Origin of the sequence: Maribellus sp. CM-23 (assembly GCF_021354595.1) — a bacterium.
GTDB lineage: Bacteria > Bacteroidota > Bacteroidia > Bacteroidales > Prolixibacteraceae > Draconibacterium.
On record NZ_JADWYJ010000003.1, the window covers coordinates 683,229 to 702,445 of the forward strand.

Annotated in this window: 14 protein-coding genes; 7 read left to right on the forward strand and 7 right to left on the reverse strand. The window is 44.2% G+C overall.

The annotated features are described in order from the left end of the window. The first annotated feature begins 398 nt into the window (after positions 1–398). From INQ51_RS13695 to INQ51_RS13715, 5 genes are all read left to right on the forward strand, one after another. Positions 399–1,157 (forward strand): adenosylcobinamide-GDP ribazoletransferase, encoded by a 759-nt coding sequence (locus INQ51_RS13695; protein WP_233378532.1) that lies wholly within the window; start codon positions 399–401, stop codon positions 1,155–1,157. After that, the gene (gene cobC / locus INQ51_RS13700) at positions 1,157–1,711 is read left to right on the forward strand and encodes an alpha-ribazole phosphatase (RefSeq protein WP_233378533.1); all 555 of its coding nucleotides are present in this window, start codon (positions 1,157–1,159) and stop codon (positions 1,709–1,711) included. The genes INQ51_RS13695 and cobC overlap by 1 nt, the downstream gene beginning before the upstream one ends. Beyond that, on the forward strand, positions 1,701–3,179 hold the full coding sequence (locus INQ51_RS13705; protein ID WP_233378534.1) for a cobyric acid synthase: 1,479 nt from the start codon (positions 1,701–1,703) through the stop codon (positions 3,177–3,179). The genes cobC and INQ51_RS13705 overlap by 11 nt, the downstream gene beginning before the upstream one ends. After that, the gene (gene cbiB / locus INQ51_RS13710; RefSeq protein WP_233378535.1) at positions 3,172–4,116 is read left to right on the forward strand and encodes an adenosylcobinamide-phosphate synthase CbiB; all 945 of its coding nucleotides are present in this window, start codon (positions 3,172–3,174) and stop codon (positions 4,114–4,116) included. Before INQ51_RS13705 ends, cbiB begins: the two co-directional genes overlap by 8 nt. Positions 4,117–4,179: 63 nt before the next feature. Then, positions 4,180–5,418: a cation:proton antiporter gene (locus INQ51_RS13715; protein ID WP_233378536.1), complete on the forward strand. Its 1,239-nt coding sequence runs from the start codon at positions 4,180–4,182 to the stop codon at positions 5,416–5,418. A 56-nt stretch (positions 5,419–5,474) separates the two neighbouring features. Here the strand turns inward: INQ51_RS13715 and INQ51_RS13720 are convergent, their stop codons facing one another. The 6 genes from INQ51_RS13720 to INQ51_RS13745 all read right to left on the reverse strand — a co-directional run bounded on the left by INQ51_RS13720 (position 5,475) and on the right by INQ51_RS13745 (position 15,979). Further along, entirely contained in the window at positions 5,475–6,335 is an 861-nt protein-coding gene (locus tag INQ51_RS13720) for an RNA polymerase sigma factor RpoD/SigA (protein WP_119438287.1), read from the reverse strand. Positions 6,336–6,440: 105 nt separating this feature from the next. Continuing rightward, a complete protein-coding gene (locus INQ51_RS13725; protein WP_233378537.1) occupies positions 6,441–7,880 on the reverse strand; it encodes a Do family serine endopeptidase in 1,440 nt (479 codons plus the stop codon). Positions 7,881–8,114: 234 nt separating this feature from the next. Continuing rightward, positions 8,115–8,696, reverse strand: a complete 582-nt coding sequence (locus tag INQ51_RS13730; protein ID WP_233378538.1) for a TIGR00730 family Rossman fold protein — start codon at positions 8,694–8,696, stop codon at positions 8,115–8,117. A 137-nt stretch (positions 8,697–8,833) separates the two neighbouring features. Then, on the reverse strand, positions 8,834–10,810 hold the full coding sequence (gyrB, locus tag INQ51_RS13735) for a DNA topoisomerase (ATP-hydrolyzing) subunit B (protein WP_233378539.1): 1,977 nt from the start codon (positions 10,808–10,810) through the stop codon (positions 8,834–8,836). Between the two features lie 298 nt (positions 10,811–11,108). Continuing rightward, positions 11,109–12,896, reverse strand: coding sequence for a hypothetical protein (locus INQ51_RS13740; protein ID WP_233378540.1), 1,788 nt, complete (start codon positions 12,894–12,896; stop codon positions 11,109–11,111). Between the two features lie 11 nt (positions 12,897–12,907). Next, positions 12,908–15,979, reverse strand: a complete 3,072-nt coding sequence (locus INQ51_RS13745) for a tetratricopeptide repeat protein (RefSeq protein ID WP_233378541.1) — start codon at positions 15,977–15,979, stop codon at positions 12,908–12,910. Positions 15,980–16,194: 215 nt separating this feature from the next. Between INQ51_RS13745 and INQ51_RS13750 the strand changes: the two genes are divergently transcribed. After that, positions 16,195–16,917, forward strand: a complete 723-nt coding sequence (locus tag INQ51_RS13750) for a cell division ATP-binding protein FtsE (protein ID WP_233378542.1) — start codon at positions 16,195–16,197, stop codon at positions 16,915–16,917. A gap of 1 nt (position 16,918) precedes the next feature. Here the strand turns inward: INQ51_RS13750 and INQ51_RS13755 are convergent, their stop codons facing one another. Next, positions 16,919–18,022: a glycosyltransferase gene (locus INQ51_RS13755; RefSeq protein ID WP_233378543.1), complete on the reverse strand. Its 1,104-nt coding sequence runs from the start codon at positions 18,020–18,022 to the stop codon at positions 16,919–16,921. Between the two features lie 161 nt (positions 18,023–18,183). On the opposite strand from INQ51_RS13755, the gene murB reads away from it, so the two are divergent. After that, entirely contained in the window at positions 18,184–19,200 is a 1,017-nt protein-coding gene (gene murB, locus INQ51_RS13760) for a UDP-N-acetylmuramate dehydrogenase (RefSeq protein ID WP_233378544.1), read from the forward strand. Positions 19,201–19,217 lie beyond the last annotated feature (17 nt).

The following is a 19,217-nucleotide window of genomic DNA, read 5'->3' on the forward strand; positions in this document are numbered from 1 at the left end:
TATCGATAAAGCATCTTGGTTGTTCAAAAGAGCATTCTGATTCATCGATAGAGCATCTTGGTTGTTCGAAAGAGCATTCTGATTCATCGATAAAGCATCCTGACCGACCGAAAAAGTAGTTGAAATAAACAAATAGGTTTCTGTATATTAGAAAATGACAGAAGACACAGCAGGGAGATGATTAACTTTAAAAAAAATTACAAAGTAAGTTCAAATAAACAGGAATTAGTAAGACAAACGGGGTACACATGGAAGCTTTTGGAGATTGCAGATAACAAGCAATTCGCCGTATAAATTGTAAAAATAACCATGGTAAAAATAGCATGTACAAAAATGATCATATAGCAGCATGCCTGTCTTGTATCAAGTATCCGGAATCCTGTATCTAAATTCAGAAAATGAAAAACGAATTTAAAATATTTCTGACAGCGCTGATGTTTTATTCGCGGGTTCCCGTAGGCAACATTGTTGGATGGAACGAGGAAATGCTGAATAAAGCAACCCGCTACTTTCCGCTGGTAGGATGGTTGGTGGGAGCTTTTGGAGCGTTAATCTTTTGGGCGCTGTCGGTGTTTCTCCCGTTATCTTTGGCGGTTTTACTAAGCATAGTGGCAACAATTCTGTTTACGGGTGCTTTTCACGAAGATGGTTTTGCTGATTTCTGCGACGGCTTTGGTGGCGGCTACACTCCCGAACGCATCCTCGAAATAATGAAGGACTCACGTATCGGCACGTACGGAACCATCGGTTTGTTGATGATGCTGGCCACAAAATTTCTGGCATTGTCTCACATCGATGCGATACGGATTCCTTTTATTTTGATGGCCGGGCATGCCGTGAGCCGTATTTTTCCTGTGTTGATGATTTATTCATCGGTATACGCCCGTTTGGATGCAACCAGTAAAACCAAACCCGTCGGGAAAGCTGATTCCACCTATTCGCTGGTTGTTGCGATAGCTTTTGGCGCACTGTCTCTGGTGTTTTTACACTTGGAAGAAGTTGTAGTAGTTTTCGCATTGCTTTTATTGCTAACCTGGTTTTTTCGGAAATATATTACCCGGAAACTGGGAGGTTACACAGGCGATGTGCTCGGGGCACTGCAGCAACTGTGCGAAGTATTTTTTTACCTGGCAGTTTTAGCCATTCAGTATTACTAATGAAACTATACGCGATTCGTCATACAAGTGTGGATGTGAAGCCCGGAATTTGCTACGGACAAAGCGATGTGGATGTGGCTGAATCATTTCACAGGGAAAGGAAAGCAGTGAAAGAAGAACTGTCCGGCCTTCATTTTGATAAGATTGTCAGCAGCCCATTGCAACGGTGCCGGAAACTCGCTGAATATCTTTTCCCGGCTCAGAATATTCTTTTTGAGGAACGTATAAAGGAACTTGATTTTGGCGACTGGGAACTAAAAAGCTGGGACGATATTTATGAGTCAGGGGAAGGGAAGAACTGGATGGACAATTACCAAAACTTACCGACCCTAAACGGCGAAGCTTATCCGCAAATGCAGGATCGGATTGCCGCGTGGCTGCAAGAACTGAAAGAAAGCGGAACTGAAGCAGCGGCTGTAATCACACACGCAGGTGTAATTCGAATTGTAAAACATTTAGCAGAAGGACAGCCAATGAGCGAGTTGTTTGCTGAGTTTAAACCTTCGTACGGAAGTGTTACCATTTTCGACTTCAATGAAAACAATGAGAAATAAAAAGCGATACCGCCCGATTATGTTTGTGGGCACCGGCTCTGATGTGGGAAAAAGCGTGATCAATGCCGGATTTTGCCGCATTTTTAAACAGGACGGGTTACAACCGGCTCCTTTTAAGGCGCAAAACATGTCGCTGAACAGTTTCCCGACTCCCGATGGTTTGGAAATTGGCCGGGCGCAGGCAGTGCAGGCCGAAGCCTGCGGAATTCCCTGCAGTGTTGAAATGAACCCCGTTCTTTTGAAACCCACGGGATACATGGATTCGCAGATTGTTTTAAACGGAAAACCCTGGGCAAACAAATCGGCCAAAGCTTATTTTAATGAAACCGACCGCGATTTTCTCTTCAACGAGGCGATGAAGGCTTTTTCGAAGTTGGAAGCCGAATTTAACCCGGTGGTGGTGGAAGGTGCGGGCAGTATTTCCGAAGTAAATCTGTGGAAAAAAGACATTACCAATATGCGCGTGGCGGTGGAAAAAAATGCAGCCACTTACCTGATTGCCGACATTGATAAAGGCGGCGTTTTTGGTAGCGTTTACGGAACCATGATGTTACTTCCTGAGAATGAGCGAAAACTGATCAAAGGAGTTATAATTAATAAATTCAGGGGGGATATTTCACTGTTTGAAGACGGCGCGCGTAAACTAGAGGAGCTTTGCGGAGTGCCGGTTGTCGGAATTATTCCGCATTTCCGCGACATCTATATCGACGATGAAGATTCAGTGGTGGTGGATAAAAAGCGCTTTGCTTCGGTGGAAGGGAAGATTAATATGGCAGTTGTGCTTTTGCGGCACATGTCGAACTTCACGGATTTCAATTTACTGGAACAAATTCCTGAAGTCAACCTGTTTTACGCGGCTACTCCCGAAGACCTCGCTCAGGCTGATATCATTATTCTTCCCGGATCAAAAAATACGATTTCTGATCTTCTGTTTTTGCAAAAGCAGGGCATGGCTACTGCCATTAAAAAAGCGCACGAACAGGGAAAGGCGGTTTACGGAATCTGCGGAGGTTTCCAGATGATGGGGAAGTGGGTGCGCGATCCGCTTCAGATCGAAGGGGCAGTGGAAGCTGTTCCGGGGCTGGGGATTTTGCCGGTGGAAACAACCATTACCAACGAAAAAGTAACCGAGCAGTGTTCCTTTACATTTCAGAACACAAACATTGAAGGAACCGGCTATGAAATTCATATGGGGGAGACAAATGCGGAAAACGATCGTCCGCTTTGTATCATTGATGGGAAAAAGAAGGACGGCTATTATTTAAATGACCGTGCGTGGGGAACCTATGTTCATGGTATTTTCGACAACAGCGAGATCATAAAAAGTGTGTTAGATTCCAATGGAAAGAAGCTTGCTTCGGAGATAGATTTTAAACGCTTCAAAGAAGAACAATACGATAAACTGGCCGCCTTGATCCGCGAAAATGTGGACATGGAGTACATCTATAAAAGCATTCAACTTGACTGACTTCCCCGAGATAGTATATCCTTTGCTGGTGGGGTTTGTACTCGATTTGTTGATCGGTGATCCGCACTGGTTGCCGCATCCGGTTCGTTGGTTTGGCTGGCTGATTTCCAAAGGCGAAACGCTGCTAAACAAAGGCGGCGGGAGAAGATGGAAAGGCGCTTTTTTAACGCTTGTATTGGTTCTCTTTGTGTTTTTTCTGCTTTGGTGGGGACTGAAGTTGTTACCCGATAAATCAATCGCTTTTTATGTAATTGCTTCGGTTTTTGTTTTTTACGGGCTGGCCAATCGTTCACTTATTTACGAATCGTTGCTGGTTATTAGCCGCTTAAAACAGGAAGGTATCGTAGCTGGACGAAAACAACTGAGTATGATCGTTGGGCGCGACACCACAAATCTCGATGAACAGCAAGTAAGAGCTGCTGTACTGGAAACTCTGGCTGAAAATTTAAGCGACGGGGTAATTGCCCCGCTTTTTTATTATGCGCTGGGAGGTATTCCCGGTATATTGACGTACAAAATGGTTAATACCCTTGATTCGATGATTGGCTACAAAAGTGAAAGATACCGCGAATTTGGCTTTTTTGCCGCCCGGCTTGATGATGTACTGAATTTTATTCCGGCGCGTTTAACGGCTTTTCTAATGGTGCTGGTAACGTTCAGCCGAAGAGGTTTTCTCTACATATTTCGCTTTGGAAAACAACACAGCAGTCCCAACGCCGGCTATCCGGAGGCTGCTTTGGCCGGCATTCTTAATGCCCGGTTTGGCGGCCCAAATGTGTATCACGGAAAGTGGGTGAACAAGCCTTTTATCGGAGAGAATCCACGCAAGTTGACCGACAGCGACATCTATAAAAGTTGCCGAATAAATTTCATGGTTGTTGGCTTATTTGTTTTGACCATTTGCACATTTTATGTCTCGATCTTCCGGATACTCTGATTTTCTGCATATCTTTCGTATCTCAATTAGGTTCGTGCTTGATTGCAAAGAAGCAAGAATTTTATGAATGCATATCTTTTTATAATAGGACTCTGTGTCATTATTATCATTTCGTTTTTCACCAATATTCTTTCAAAACGGACCAATGTGCCAAGCGTACTGGTGCTTATCCTGATGGGGATAGGAATTAACCAGCTTCTGCTTTCATTAAAGATTGTTCCCGGCTTTTTTAGTTCGCTCGAAATACTCGGAATTGTCGGGTTGATTATGATTGTGCTGGAGGCGGCTCTGGACCTGGAGCTGACCCGCGAAAAATGGCCGATTATCTGGAAATCGTTTACCATTGCTGCACTCTCGCTGGTGCTGACTTCGTTTACCTTGGCTTTTCTGCTGAAGTTTTACATGCCTGATAAAAGCTTTATGCGGGTGCTGGTGTATGCGCTGCCTTTGTCGATCATGAGCAGCGCCATCATTATTCCCAGTGTGGGGAACCTGGTAAAATACAAAAAGGAGTTTCTGATTTACGAGGGGACATTCTCCGATATCCTGGGTATCATGTTTTTTTACATGATGGTTGAAAATGCAGACGTAGAAGGAATGCGGCAACTCAGCTTTGTTGTAATCGGGAATATTTTGCTCACGCTTTCCGTTTCGGTGGTTTTAAGCTATGTACTGCTATACATAATTCAGAACATTAGGGGAGAGGCGAAGTTTTTCTTGTTTTTGGCGGTGCTGATCATGCTTTATTCGGTGGGTAAGCTTTTTCATTTGTCGTCGCTGTTGATTATTTTAATGTTTGGCTTGCTGTTGCGAAACCACAAGCATCTGCTTTTCTGGAAGCTGGAAGAATGGCTGAGAGACGACCGTATTGAGCGCCTCTACGATCAGTTTAAAATGATAACCATTGAGACATCTTTTGTGGTGCGTACCTTTTTCTTTGTGGTTTTTGGAATGACACTTCCTTTGGAAACACTGTTGAGTGGAAGGGTTTGGTTGATTAGTGCGGTGTTTTTACTGGTTACCTATGCATTGCGTTTCGCTTTGTTCAAAGCCATCGAAAAGAAAGATATTCTTCCGCAGGCCCTGATCTCTCCACGTGGCCTGATTTCAATACTCTTGTTTTTTGCCATTCCGGATTCGCTTAAAATCGAGAGTTTTGAAAACGGTATCTTGTTTCTCGTGATTATTGCCACCAGCATTATTATGGCCTCTGCATTAATTGCTTATCGGAAAAAAGAAAGCAGGGTGCTTGAAGGAGGTGTTGCTACTGTGTCTGGCGGAATAGTAGAGGCAGAGGAATAAGCGATTTAAGGGCATTAAAAAAGGTTGCCAAGCTTGACAACCTTTTTTCAAAATTTTTATCCCAGATATGTTTTTAGTAATTTGCTTCGCGATGTATGTCTTAATCGTCTGATAGCTTTTTCTTTTATCTGTCGAACCCTTTCCCGGGTTAATCCAAATCGTTCACCGATTTCTTCCAATGTCATTTCCTGGCACCCTATGCCAAAAAACAGTCTGATGATATCGCTTTCACGTTCTGTCAATGTCGCTAGCGCGCGATGAATTTCTTTCGACAATGATTCCATGATAAGGCTGCGGTCGGCATTTGGCGAATCGTTGTTTACCAAAACGTCGAGCAGGCTGTTGTCTTCTCCGTCAACAAACGGCGCGTCAACAGACACATGACGTCCGGAAACACGCAATGTGTCAGCCACCTTATCGGCAGGTAGTTCCAGTGAATCGGCCAACTCTTCGGGCGATGGTTTGCGCTCGTGTTCTTGCTCAAATTTCGAATAAGCCTTGTTGATCTTATTCAGCGAACCTACCTGGTTCAAAGGCAAACGAACGATACGCGATTGCTCAGCAAGAGCCTGAAGAATGGATTGGCGGATCCACCATACTGCGTAAGAAATAAATTTAAAACCGCGGGTTTCATCGAATTTTTCTGCTGCTTTGATCAAACCGAGGTTTCCTTCGTTGATAAGGTCCGGTAGGCTAAGTCCCTGATTCTGGTACTGTTTTGCCACCGAAACCACAAAGCGAAGGTTCGCCCTGGTTAATTTTTCCAAAGCAGCCTGATCTCCTTTTTTAATCCGCTGTGCTAACTCTACTTCTTCTTCGACAGTAATTAGTTCTTCCTTACCAATTTCCTGCAAATACTTGTCTAAAGAGGCACTCTCACGGTTAGTGATTGACTTTGTGATCTTTAGCTGTCTCATATAACTTTCTTAAAAAATCGTGCAAATATAGAACATAAATTATTACCGGTCAAGGAGAAACAAATGATCTATTTGTTGTTAATACAAACTTAATGATTTGTCTTGTTATTTACTCACTCCAAAAACAAAATAAGCCGGTTCTCCATTTGGATACACTCCTTCTACCAAAATTCCTCCTCTCGCGTTTCCAATCTCTCTCTTAAAATCATTGACCTCGTAAATCGGTTTTTTGTTCACGCTGGTGATAACAAATCCTTTTTCAAGTCCGGCGTCTTTCAGCTTTCCTTTATCAAGTTTTGAAACCATTATTCCATGGTCAATGTCTAATTTTTCCTTCAATTCGTTATCAATTGTAACAAACTCAGCTCCCAAAACACTTACGTTATCCCTTACAATCTGAGTGTCGCCATGTCTGTTACGCAAAGTAACGGTAAATTGTTTCCTTTCATTGTTCCGCAGAACATCAACTTTTACATCATCGCCTGGGCGGTACTGACTTATTTTTTCCTGCAACTCGGCTGATGTCTTCACTTTTTCTCCTCCAACGGCGATAATAACATCTTCAGCTTTAATTCCGGCTTCTTTTGCTGCCCCGTTTTCGGTAACCGCTCCTACATAGACTCCTTCAACACGCTCAAGGTTTAATTTGTTCGCAATTTCTGCATTAACATCACCAATATTTACTCCAAGCAAGGCACGTTGTACTTCGCCGTATTTCTTCAAGTCTTCCACAACCTTTTTTACAATGGTTACCGGAATGGCAAATGAATACCCTGAGTATGAGCCTGTTCTGGATGCAATGGCAGCATTGATTCCCACCAGATTCCCCTGTTGATTTACCAGTGCACCACCACTGTTTCCCGGGTTAACGGCCGCATCGGTTTGTATAAAAGATTCAATTGAATAAGTGTCTTCGTTAATTCCGAGGTTACGGGCGCGGGCGCTCACAATACCGGCAGTTACCGTTGAGGTAAGATTAAACGGGTTTCCAACAGCCAGTACCCATTCGCCTAATTTTAAGTTTTCCGAGTTTCCGTAAGTAAGGTAAGGTAAATCTTTTCCTTCAACCTTTAGCAAAGCCAAATCGGTTGAAGGATCGGCGCCGACCAAACGCGCTTCAAATTCGCGCTTGTCATTCAGGATCACCTTAATTTTCTGAGCATCTTCAATAACGTGGTTATTGGTAACAATATAACCGTCTTCCGAAAGGATCACCCCCGAGCCAAAGCCTTGGCGCACCTGAGGTTCACTTCTTCTTAAACCAAAAAACTCGTCGATAAATGGATTTCCGCTCGACCACTGTCCGGTGCGTACGGATTGAGTGGCAATGTGTACCACGGTATGTATCGATTTTTCTGCGGCAAAGGTCAAATCGGGTAGCGTTTGCTCACTGTCGGCCGGTAAGCTGGCATATCGGATAGCTGATTCTTCTTTTACTGTTACAACTTGTGGTTCATTGAAGAAGGTGCTGTAAGCCCAAACAGCAATAAATGCACCTGCAATCACAAGTAAAAATGTGAATGATATTCTCCCAAACTTCTTCATGATAGTAAAATTTAATTCATTAAATAATTGCACTCCATGCAATCAAATTTACTGCCAGTATGTCGTGATGACACTATGCTTTTGTTCTATTTTGCATAATTTAACAACAGAACCACGTGTTTGTTAAAAATATACAACCGATTTAGGTGCGGGCTGTAAAAATGTCAGGACGCAAACTTTCTCGGTTTTTATCCTATCTGACATGATTTTAGGCAAAGAATTACAGTTTTGTTTTTATTTCTCGGGGACAACAAACCATTTCGAGTCCAACTCAATTTCTTTATAGTTGGTAATGTGGTTCAGAGCATCTTCCGAATCTTTGGCTACGTAATACAATTCCCTGTAAACAGGTTTGGCAAACTGTTCGGTGTAGGAAATTTCAAATTGTTTGAAAAGGTGGTCGAAGAAGCCGTTGGTGTTGATAAACACAATGGGCTTGTGGTGATAGGAAAGCTGGCGTAGGGTAATTACTTCGAGGATTTCTTCGAGGGTCCCGAATCCGCCTGGTAAGGCGATGAATGCATGCGATAGTTCGCGCATGTGAGCTTTGCGTTCCATCATGTCTTTGGTTACAATCACCTCGTGCGAGTTGTCAGATGCCAGCGACCGGTGTATCATCTTTTCAGGGATAATACCGATTGTTTTGGCTCCTGCCTTGCTGGCAGCAATTGTAACCGCTTCCATTAGTCCGACATTGGCTCCACCGTTGATTAACGAGTGATTGTTTTGCCCGATGAGTGTACCCAGTTGTTGGGCTTCCTGGAAATAGACATCGGAAATGGCATTACTGGAAGAACAAAAAACGCAAATATTCATCAACTTGATTTTAGATACTGTGATATTGGATACTGAAAAGAAAACCGGGAAGTTCCCGGTTTTCTGCATATTTTAAATGAAATTTTCAGGTCGAAAGTGGATTGTTTCACTTCAGTTCTAAAAATTTCAATTCCGAATTACGCATCAATTTTGGCGTAAGTAGCATGGTCTTCAATGAATTTCCGTCGTGGCGGAACATCATCACCCATGAGCATCGAGAAAATATGGTCGGCTTCTGCCGCATTTTCAATGGTTACCTGCTGAAGCGTACGGTTTTCCGGGTTCATGGTGGTATCCCATAATTGTTCGGCGTTCATCTCTCCCAAACCTTTGTAGCGCTGCACGTGAACACTGCTTTCGTTTCCATCCGCCCATTCCTGGATTATAGCCAGACGTTGTTGTTCGTTCCATGCATAGGCTTCTCTTTTTCCTTTTTTCAGCAGGTAGAGTGGAGGAGCTGCAATGTATAAATATCCGCTTTTGATCAGTTCGTTCATGTACCGGAAGAAGAAAGTCATGATCAGGGTTGCAATGTGGCTTCCGTCCACGTCGGCATCGGTCATGATCACCACCTTGTGGTAGCGCAGTTTCTCCATGTTCAGCGCTTTGGAATCTTCTTCTGTTCCGATGGTAACTCCCAGCGCGGTAAAGATATTTTTGATCTCTTCGTTTTCGAAGATCTTGTGTTGCATGGCTTTTTCCACGTTCAGGATCTTACCGCGGAGTGGCAAAATTGCCTGTGTGCGCCGGTCGCGACCTTGTTTAGCCGTACCACCTGCCGAATCACCCTCAACCAGGAAAACCTCGCATTTGGCCGGATCTTTTTCTGAGCAGTCACTCAGTTTTCCAGGGAGTCCGCCACCAGAAAGTGCGTTTTTACGTTGCACCATCTCGCGGGCTTTGCGAGCCGCATGGCGGGCCTGTGCTGCTAAAATCACTTTGTTTACGATCTGGCGGGCTGCCTTTGGATTTTCTTCCAGGTAATATTGCAGCGCTTCGCTGGTCGCTTGGTCAACCGACAAACTCACTTCGGAGTTTCCAAGTTTTGTTTTGGTCTGGCCTTCAAACTGTGGTTCGGCAACTTTCACCGAAATAATGGCAGTCAAGCCTTCGCGGAAGTCATCTCCACTGATGTCAAATTTCAGCTTAGACAACATGCCCGACTGATCGGCATAATTTTTCAGCGTACGGGTCAAACCTCTGCGGAAACCGGTAAGGTGGGTCCCGCCTTCAATCGTGTTGATGTTGTTCACATACGAATGAATGTTTTCCGAGAAGGATGTGTTGTATTGCAAGGCAATTTCCACCGGAATTCCGTTTTTCTCGGTGGTGATGTGAACCACTTCATCGATCAGTTTTTCACGTGTTCCATCCAGATAATTCACAAACTCCTTCAAACCTTCTTCCGAATAGAAAGTTTCGGCTTTATTGGAACCGTCTTCTTCCTGCTGACGCTCGTCGGTAAGGTTCAGCCGGATTCCTGCATTCAGGAATGCCAACTCCCGCAAACGGGCTGCCAGAATTTCGTATTTGTATACCGTTGACAGGAAAATGCTTGTGTCGGGTTGGAACGTTACAATGGTTCCTGTAATATCGGTTTCACCAATAATTTTTGCATCGTAAAGAGGCTTTCCGATACTGTATTCCTGTACCCATACATTTCCATCGCGGTGAATTTCTGCTCTCAGGTGAGTAGAAAGTGCATTCACACACGAAACACCCACACCGTGCAAACCTCCGGAAACTTTGTAAGAGTCTTTGTCGAATTTACCACCAGCATGCAAGACGGTCATTACCACTTCCAGTGCCGATTTGTTTTCTTTCGTGTGTCTTTCCGTCGGAATTCCCCTTCCGTCGTCTTTTACGGTTATTGAATTATTTGTATGAATGATAACATCAATGTTGCTACAATAACCGGCAAGTGCTTCATCAATTGAATTGTCCACCACCTCGTAAACCAAATGGTGTAAACCTTTTTCGTTTACGTCGCCAATATACATGGCCGGTCTTTTTCGTACAGCCTCCAGACCCTCGAGCACCTGGATACTATCAGCTGAATAGTTTCCGTTACCGTTGCCGTTGTTCCGGACTTCTTTTTTTTCAATTTCGCTCATCTCTTCTGTTTAAATATTTGATCCATTTAAGGATGCTTTAAAATAAAATAGTTTCCCGGCAGACTAATTGGATAGCTACTAAAGGAAACTAGTTGATTTTCAAGTTCTTGTCTTGTGTGGAAAAAGATTTTGAAATCACCCGTCAAAGATAAAAAAAATAGCCGGAATACCGCTTGTTTTGATGGTATTTGCAGGTGTATTTGTTAACAACTTATTAACGTGAAAATGAGTGGAATAAAGTCTGGGAAAAGAGTAATAAAAAAGGGAGCTTTAAGCTCCCTTGTATGACTGTTTTGTTTTAAAATGCATAACTTATTCCCGCCAGCCCATTGAGGCTTTGCACGGGATAACCCAGCCATCTTTCGTACTGCTGGAACCCAAAGTTATTCAACTGTGCAAATACTGAAAACTTGCTGGTGATCTGGTAATTGGCCTTCAGGTTCAGGTCGAAGGCTGATTTGAGTTTGTTGACTTTGTACACGGCATCTTCGGTCCTTCCGGGGATGGCCGGATCAAAATCCTGGCTTTGCAGAATCAGTGCGCTTCTTTCGCCCATCAAATAAACATCGGTTGAAACGCTCAGTTGTTCCGTTATTTTGTAGCCCAACGAAAAGGTAGCATCCCAGTCGGGAAGGTTCCAGGCTTCTTCTTGCTTGTCGGTTTTGTACTTGTAATAATTTACTGAAAGTGCGAGGTCCAGTTTATCCGAGGACGCATGGAAGATCTCTGCATTTAGTTTTAAACGGTCGATATCGTCGTAAAGCACCGCAAAAGTATTGTCAACTATCAGCGGGTTTGGATTGATCTCCGTGCTTGGATAATATGTTTGGTTCAGGTAATAAAGCGGCTGGTCTCCGGTAATGGAATACTCGGCTGAAAATTTAAAGGCCGTTTTACGCGAAAATTTACCATCAAAGCCACCGTAAAAACGAATCTTCTCCATCGAGCTTTTTAGGTCGTGGTCCGGATTTACAAACGGATTTTCGTAGGCTACTTTAGAATAGTAATTGTTGATGAAATTACCGTCGATTCCGGCGTACAGATTGATGATTTCTTTAACCGGAACCCAGTTGGCACGAACAACGGGCGCTATCTTGGCTTGTGTGTCCGTGGTATTGTCCATGATGAACCAAAGATTGACTCCCAGTTTCAGGTTGGCAGTTTCGTTTCCGATGTACCAGGCCGGTTTGGCAAACAATACGGTCATTGAATGTTTGTTCAGTGTGGTGTCTGACGGAACAAAGATATTGCTGGCCTGTGTGTATTCAAGTCCTGCATCCAGCATCCCGATTCCCACCTGCAGCGGGGCGCGTACATTGGCTGTAAAATTGGCAAAATGTTCTTTTTGTTCGGTTTTGGTGCCAAAATAATGGTAGTCGAACGAAAAGCCGAATTCCTGCTCATCGATGTCGGCGTTTATGTCATCCAAGTCAATGTGAAAGCTTCCTTTGGTAAAGGCTTGTTTGGTGCCAAAATAGTTGATCTGCTGATCGTCGCGTAAAAGTAATTCGGGCACTTCCACAACCGGGTAACCGTAATAGTTGAACCCATCGTTTCTGATGTTGGCATTTACGGATAGAACCGAGCTCTGAACGGAGTGTTTTACAAAAAGCTCCAGTTCGTTGTTCATAAACGGCGCATCCACCTTATTACCGCCGGGAAGTTCAATATCTCCGTAAGATGAAAGGTGTTTTCCGTGGATTCCGAAAACAGTATTTTTTGAATTCAGGTTGTTAAAGAAAACTTCGGCGTAAGGTTTATAGTAACTTCCAAAACCGGCCCGAACCAATCCGTATCCCCGTTGTGTATGGGGTGTTGTTTCAATGGTAGCGGCTTTTAGCGGTGTTACCGAAAAAGTGCTGAAAACCGGTTGGCTCTGAATGGAATATTGAAAGGTTGGCTTTTCAGCCTGCTCTTCATCTATTTTTGGCATGCTGTTTAGCTTGTTGGCATCCGAAATGGTGGGAACGTATGCCCGCGTAACTTCCACTTCGCGCCTCAGTGTGTCGGTTTGCGTTTGCGCCTGCGCCGAAATACCTGCTCCGGCAATAATGGAAAGTAAAATATATTGGAATCTTCTGTACATGTCTTCAGCTTTTAGTTTTGTTTGATTTCCATTTGAAACGAACTGTCAACAGCATTTTGCTGCTGGCGGGCTTCTTTTTCCTGGATGGCTGCCAGTCGGCGGTTGGCTTCTGCTTTTACGCCGTCATCGTCTTCGTTGTAATTTTCTGACAAACTTTTTAGCGTATGTTTTGCCTGGAACGGGTCGCCCTTGTCTTCATAAATGCTAGCCAAAAGCAGGAATGACTTTCCGAGCCAGTAAGTGTAGGGTGTTCCTTTTTCAACAAAGTCAATGATTGTTTCTTCTGATTTTGCGAGATTCTTGTTTTTGTAATAAATCTCGGCCAGCAGGTATTTGGCTTCCGCTCCCTGTTCCAGTTGCGTGTTTTTCGCCACATCGTTCAACGGATCAATCGAAGAGCTGAGGTTACCCAGTTCGTAGTTGGATTTTCCGATGGCATAATCGGCTTCGTATTTCAATGCATCGCTGGTAATGTCTTGTTTCTTCACTTTTTTAGCGGCTTCGATGGCTTGCTGGTATTGGTTGGCGAGCAAGTAACACCTCATTTGGCCAATGTTGGCTTTCAGGATGTTCCATTTGCTGTTTGCCACTTTTTCCAGGCGGTTGAACATGGTAAGCGCAGCTTCGTAGTTTTCTGACTTAAACTGCATTTCGGAAGCTTTTGAAAGCGCCGGCTCGCTAAACAGGTTATCGGGTTGGTTAGCCACCCAGGTATAGTGCTCGTTTGCTTCGCTGTAAGCGCCATCCTTGTATAGCATTTCAGCCAGGTAAAAATGTGCATTTAGCTGATATGCTCCGTTGGGGAACTGTTCGAGGTAATGACGCAGCTGTGTTCCGGCTTCCGGTTTTCCATCCATGTAAAGACGTTCGGCAGCCATGTAGGTCAGCTGGTCCTGCTCGGTGGCGCTAACCGTAGCTCCACCTCCCAAGCGACGGATGTAGGCAAAATATTCATCCACATTGTTCTGTTCAACATAGCAGTTTTTGATTCCCAGAAGTGCCGATTCGGCCTCGGGCGTGCCCCGGTAGTTTTCGGCTACTTCCTTGTATTGCTGCAGGGCTTTGTTGTAGTCGCCGTTGTTGTAGTTGATCAAACCAAGTTGCAACAAGGCTTTCCTGTAATAAGAACTTTCAGGATAAGTGGCAACCAGTTTCTGGTATTGTTGCACCGCATCGAAGTTCTTACCCAAACGCTCGTTGGCACGGCCCAGTTCGTAGAGTGCATCATCGGCATATTCCGATTGCGGAAAATCGCCGAGCAGCTGGTTAAGGTTATCTATCTTTTCGGTATGTTTTCTTTGCAATCCCTGACAGAAAGCGATTTGCAGCAGTGCATAATCGGCTTCGAAAATACGCATGTTATAGGCTTGCTGGTAGTTTTCCACCGCCTGGTCGTATTTCATTTTCTGGAAATAGTAATCTCCCAGACGATTGTAGGCGTCGGCCAGATTTGGTGCATTACTACCCTTGTTTTTTGAAACAAATTTGCTGAAATGGCGGAAAGCAGCTTCCGTGTCATCCATTTTCATGTAAGCATATCCCAGGTTGTAATCGGCAGTGCCCGACTCGGCAGTTGTTGTTGCTCCGGGAGTTTGTTCAAAACGGTTGTAAGCCAATACCGCAGCATTGTAATCGCCCGAGCGGTAGAGTGCTTCTGATTTCCAGTATTGGGCGCGTGCATTTAAATCGCGGCTGTATTTACCGTTGTCAAGCGACAGGTTGAAATACTCGATCGCCTGCCCGAAATCACCCGCATTAAATAATTCCAGACCACGGTAAAAAGTTACCCGTTGATAGGCTTTTAGCACATCGGGTGTTTTGTTCCGGATCTTTTCGATTGACTCGATGGCGTCTTTGTAGTTGCGTGTTACCATGTAAACATCTACAAGAATCCGGTAAGCTTCCGCGTTTCTGTCCGAATTCGGATACTCGCTGATGTAGCGGTCGAAAGCTTTGATGGTTTCATTAAACGGTGAGTACGAAAGCTCGTACGTTAGTTTTGCATAGCTAAACAAAGCGTCTTCCTTGATTTTTGGATTGAAATCAAACTCGGAAGCGGCATTAAAAGCGGTTTTTGCTTTTTCTTTCTGATCAAGTTTTATATAGCAGTCGGCCAGGTGGTAACAGGCGTTTTGTGTCAGCTCGTCTTCTCCGGTAGTGGCTTTTTCAAGCAGGGGAGCAGCCTCCGCGTATTTCCCCGCCTGGTAATAACAAAACCCCAGAATATAGTTTTCTTCCCGCGTTTTTGGGGCCGAGGTTTTGAAATAGGTTTCCAGGTAAGGAATGGCTTTGTCGTAGTCTCTTAAATGAAAATAAGAATCCCCAACAATCCTTGAAAGCTCGGTTTTGTGTTCATCCTGAACATCGTCCATGATGGGAACGGTATAGTTTACCACTTCGCTGTATTTGGCCTGCTTGTAGTAAATGTGGCTTACGTAAATGGGAATTACCTGCGAATAGGCTGGATCGTTATTTAGTTCTGAAAATCCCTGCAGGGCCGCATCGTAGTTACCATTCAGGTACTGAATATGTGCCCAGTAGTAACCCGCCGGTTTACTGTAAAGATTGTTGCTTTTTCTTACTATTTCGAACTCTGCCAGCGCGGCTTCGTTGTTTTCCTGCATCAGGTTTGAGTAGCCATTTTGGTACTGAATTTCTGTCCGGTCGTTTTCCGAAAGGTCGCTTCTGTCAACATGCTCAAAACTTCGGATTGCTTTGGCATACTGGCGTTTTTCAAACTGAACTTTTCCAATCTCGAACCACGCGGTGTTGATGTATGGGCTTTCGGGGTAAGCCGCAATGAAATTATCCATCATTTGGTCACCCGAACGGTAGCCTGCGTGCAAGGCACAGGCGGCTTTAAAAAACTCTGCTTCGGAATAAAACTCCGATTTGTCCTCCACCTCTTCTTGTATTTTTTCAAACTCGCGAAATGCCGAAACAAATTTATTTTGTTCGTAAAGTTGTTTGGCCACGGCAATTTTTTGCTCAAGCTGAGTATAAAAAGCCGTTTGCTGGGCATTTGCAAAGGGTTGAAAAATAAGGATGAGCGCGAAGGATAAAATCAATGGTATTGTCTTCATGCTTTATAGTCTCATTATTAGTGAATTAATCGACTGTGGAAGTGTTTCTGATTTTCCAGTTGTCGCTATTTTATTGAAAATCTAAGATAGTCAATCTCAATTTGGCCCTTGTTTACTAATTGTTCTAATTCTTAACAAGAAACTGTTTATTTCTTTTGTTTATTATACCTTCGGACAAATATTTTCCGTTTAAATTGGTACGTCAATCATTCTGAATGGACAAGAAAATAGTCATACAACTGGAGCAGGCCGCTGTCTATCAACGGGAAAATCTCATTCTTTTGGATGTGGATCTTGAGGTAAAAGCAGGCGAGTTTATTTATGTGATCGGAAAGGTGGGAACCGGTAAGTCGAGTCTGATTAAAACACTGAATGCCGAATTGCCCTTATTTCAGGGAAAAGGTGAGGTACTGGGGTTTCAGCTGGCAGGCATTAAAAGCCGGGCAGTTTCTCAGCTGCGGCGAAAAATGGGCGTGGTTTTCCAGGATTTTCGCTTACTGACCGATCGCAATGTTTTTCAGAATTTGTCTTTTGTTTTGCAGTCCACCGGTTGGAAGCAAAAAACAGCCATTATGGAGCGCGTAATCGAGGTGCTGAATGTGGTTGGGATGCTTCAGAAAAAAGACAAAATGCCTTACGAACTGAGTGGGGGAGAGCAACAACGCGTGGTCATCGCAAGGGCTATTCTGAATAATCCTGAAATTATACTGGCCGACGAACCCACGGGTAATCTCGATCCGGAAACCTCGGAAGAAATACTTGATCTTTTTATCCGGCTGAATGAAGAAGGAAAAACGATTTTGATGGCTACCCACGACTATGCGGTGATTGCCAAGAAACCCGCGCGAACCTTGGTGTGTGCCCATGGGAAATTGTCGGATTCGGATACAATAAAGGAAGAAATAGCCTTTGAGAATTTACTTGAAGAAAACGGGTAATTTATAGAAAACGGGTGAAAATCTCTTTAAGAACCTGTTCTTCTTTTTCCCAAATAAGATCAGCTGCAGCATTTGGCAGGTAAGTCTTCCATTCTTTTCTTTTCACCTGATCGTTCAAGGCATCCTGAATGTTTTGTGCCAACACTTCCGGCTCCAGCGAACGGGTAATAGCTCCCACCTTGTAATGGTTGACAATGGCGGCCATCTCAGGCAAATCGGTCACCAAAACCGGTACTAAAGCCTGGATGTAATCAAAAAGTTTATTGGGAAGTGCATAGCGGTAATTCAGACCAAGATCTTCTTCAATCGAAAGTCCCAAATCAGCCTGGGCGGTAAGTTTTGCCAGTTCTTCCAACGGTAGCCGCCCTTTGAATTCAACTTTGTTTTCAAGCTTCTCGTTGACAACCAGCACCTGTAGTTGTATCCGGATGTCGCCATCTCCGGCAATTACCAGCTTCGCATCATCAATGTGGTGCATCGCCCGGATTGCCTGTTCAAGGCCACGACCCATATTGACAGCCCCTTGGTATAAAATCATTTTCGAACCGGAGGAAGCAGCCGATGCTTGTGGTTCCTTTGAAAGAGGAAGGTTTCGAACCACTTTAAAATCGACGCCGTATTTTTCACGGTAGACATTTGCAATTGAATCGCAAACGGTGTAGGCATGCTTTACTTTCGGGAGAATCATTCGTTCAATGCGCTCCCATATTTTCTGAACCCGCGGGCGGTTGATCAGCTCCGGAACCTGTGTGAAATATTCGTGGCTGTCGTACACCAGGGTTTTTCCTTTGCAGCGTGAAGCAAGGTAGTTGGCAGGTAGAGAATCCAGATCGTTGGCAAGTAATATGTCGCACTTCGCAAAGAGCAGGTACACAAAAAGCCTGAAGTTGTATTCTGAATAAAAACGGGGCCCTTTCCTGAAAAAGAGTTTCATCCTTTTGGTTGAATAATCTCTTTTTACGTCCAGGCTGTGAGGCAATTTCCGTCCAAGCAGCAGCACATCGAAGCCCGTTTTTTTCAGGCTGGAGCAAACCTTGTGCACCCGGTTATCTGAAACCAGGTCGTTGGTTACTGAAACAATGATTCGTTTTTTTGCTGTTTTCAATTAGCGGACGGATTTGGAACTGTAAATATAGAACTTTTGCATCGTCAGAATATTTTTCGGCGTGGCATTTTAGAAACTGCTTTTGCACAAATCCAAAGAAGGAACCTGCTTTGGGCAGGCATGTTTTGTGAATTCACCTATCTTAGCGCAAAAATTTTGAAATGATCCGCTTTTTTGAAAACTATTCACTGAAAGACCACAATACATTTGGGATTGACGCCAAAGCCAAATACTTTTTTGAATTTACCGAGGTAGAAGATCTGGCCGTTTTTTTTCGCAGCAATAAAAGCTGGCGCGAAGAAAAACTGATTGTGCTGGGGGAGGGCAGCAACATTCTTTTTATGAATGATTTTGACGGTTTGGTGATCCATCCCAAAGTACCGGGGATTTTTCCGGTGTACGAAGACCGTCAGAACCAATGGATCGAGGCCGGAGCCGGAGAAAGCTGGGACGATTTGGTTGATTATTGTGTGACTTACGGACTGGGAGGCGTTGAAAATCTTTCGTTGATTCCCGGAAAAGTGGGGGCCGCGCCGGTTCAAAACATTGGCGCCTACGGACAGGAAGTTTGTGCAGTTGTGGAGAAAGTAAAAGGTTTTGATCTCGAGAAAGAGGAAATTGCGGAGTTTTCGGCCAGTGAATGTCGCTTTGCTTACCGCGACAGTATTTTCAAAAGCTATTTGAAGAACAGGTTTATCATCACTTCGGTGATTTTCCGGCTGGAAAAATTTCCGGAGTTTAAGCTGGGATACGGCGATCTGGAAGCAAAAGTGAAGGGAAAAGGCGATGTTAATTTGCATACCATTCGCGAGGCGGTGATTGAAATTCGTTCTTCGAAATTACCCGATGTTAAAGAGTTTGGAAATGCCGGTAGTTTCTTTAAAAATCCGGTGGTAGATGGTTCGCTGGCTGAACGTTTAAAAGCAGAATTTGAAACGCTTCCTGTGTATCCGGCAGGGGAGGGAAAGGCAAAGCTGGCGGCGGGTTGGCTGATTGAACAGGCCGGCTGGAAAGGTGTGCGCGAAGGCAATGTGGGTGTTCATGAAAAACAGGCGCTCGTGCTGGTAAATTATGGCAATGCCACCGGAAAAGAAGTCTGGGACTTTTCAGAAAAAATAAAATGTTCGGTGCTTGAAAAATTTGATGTTGAACTGGAACGGGAAGTAAACTGTATCTGATCGCTTGCTGACTGTTT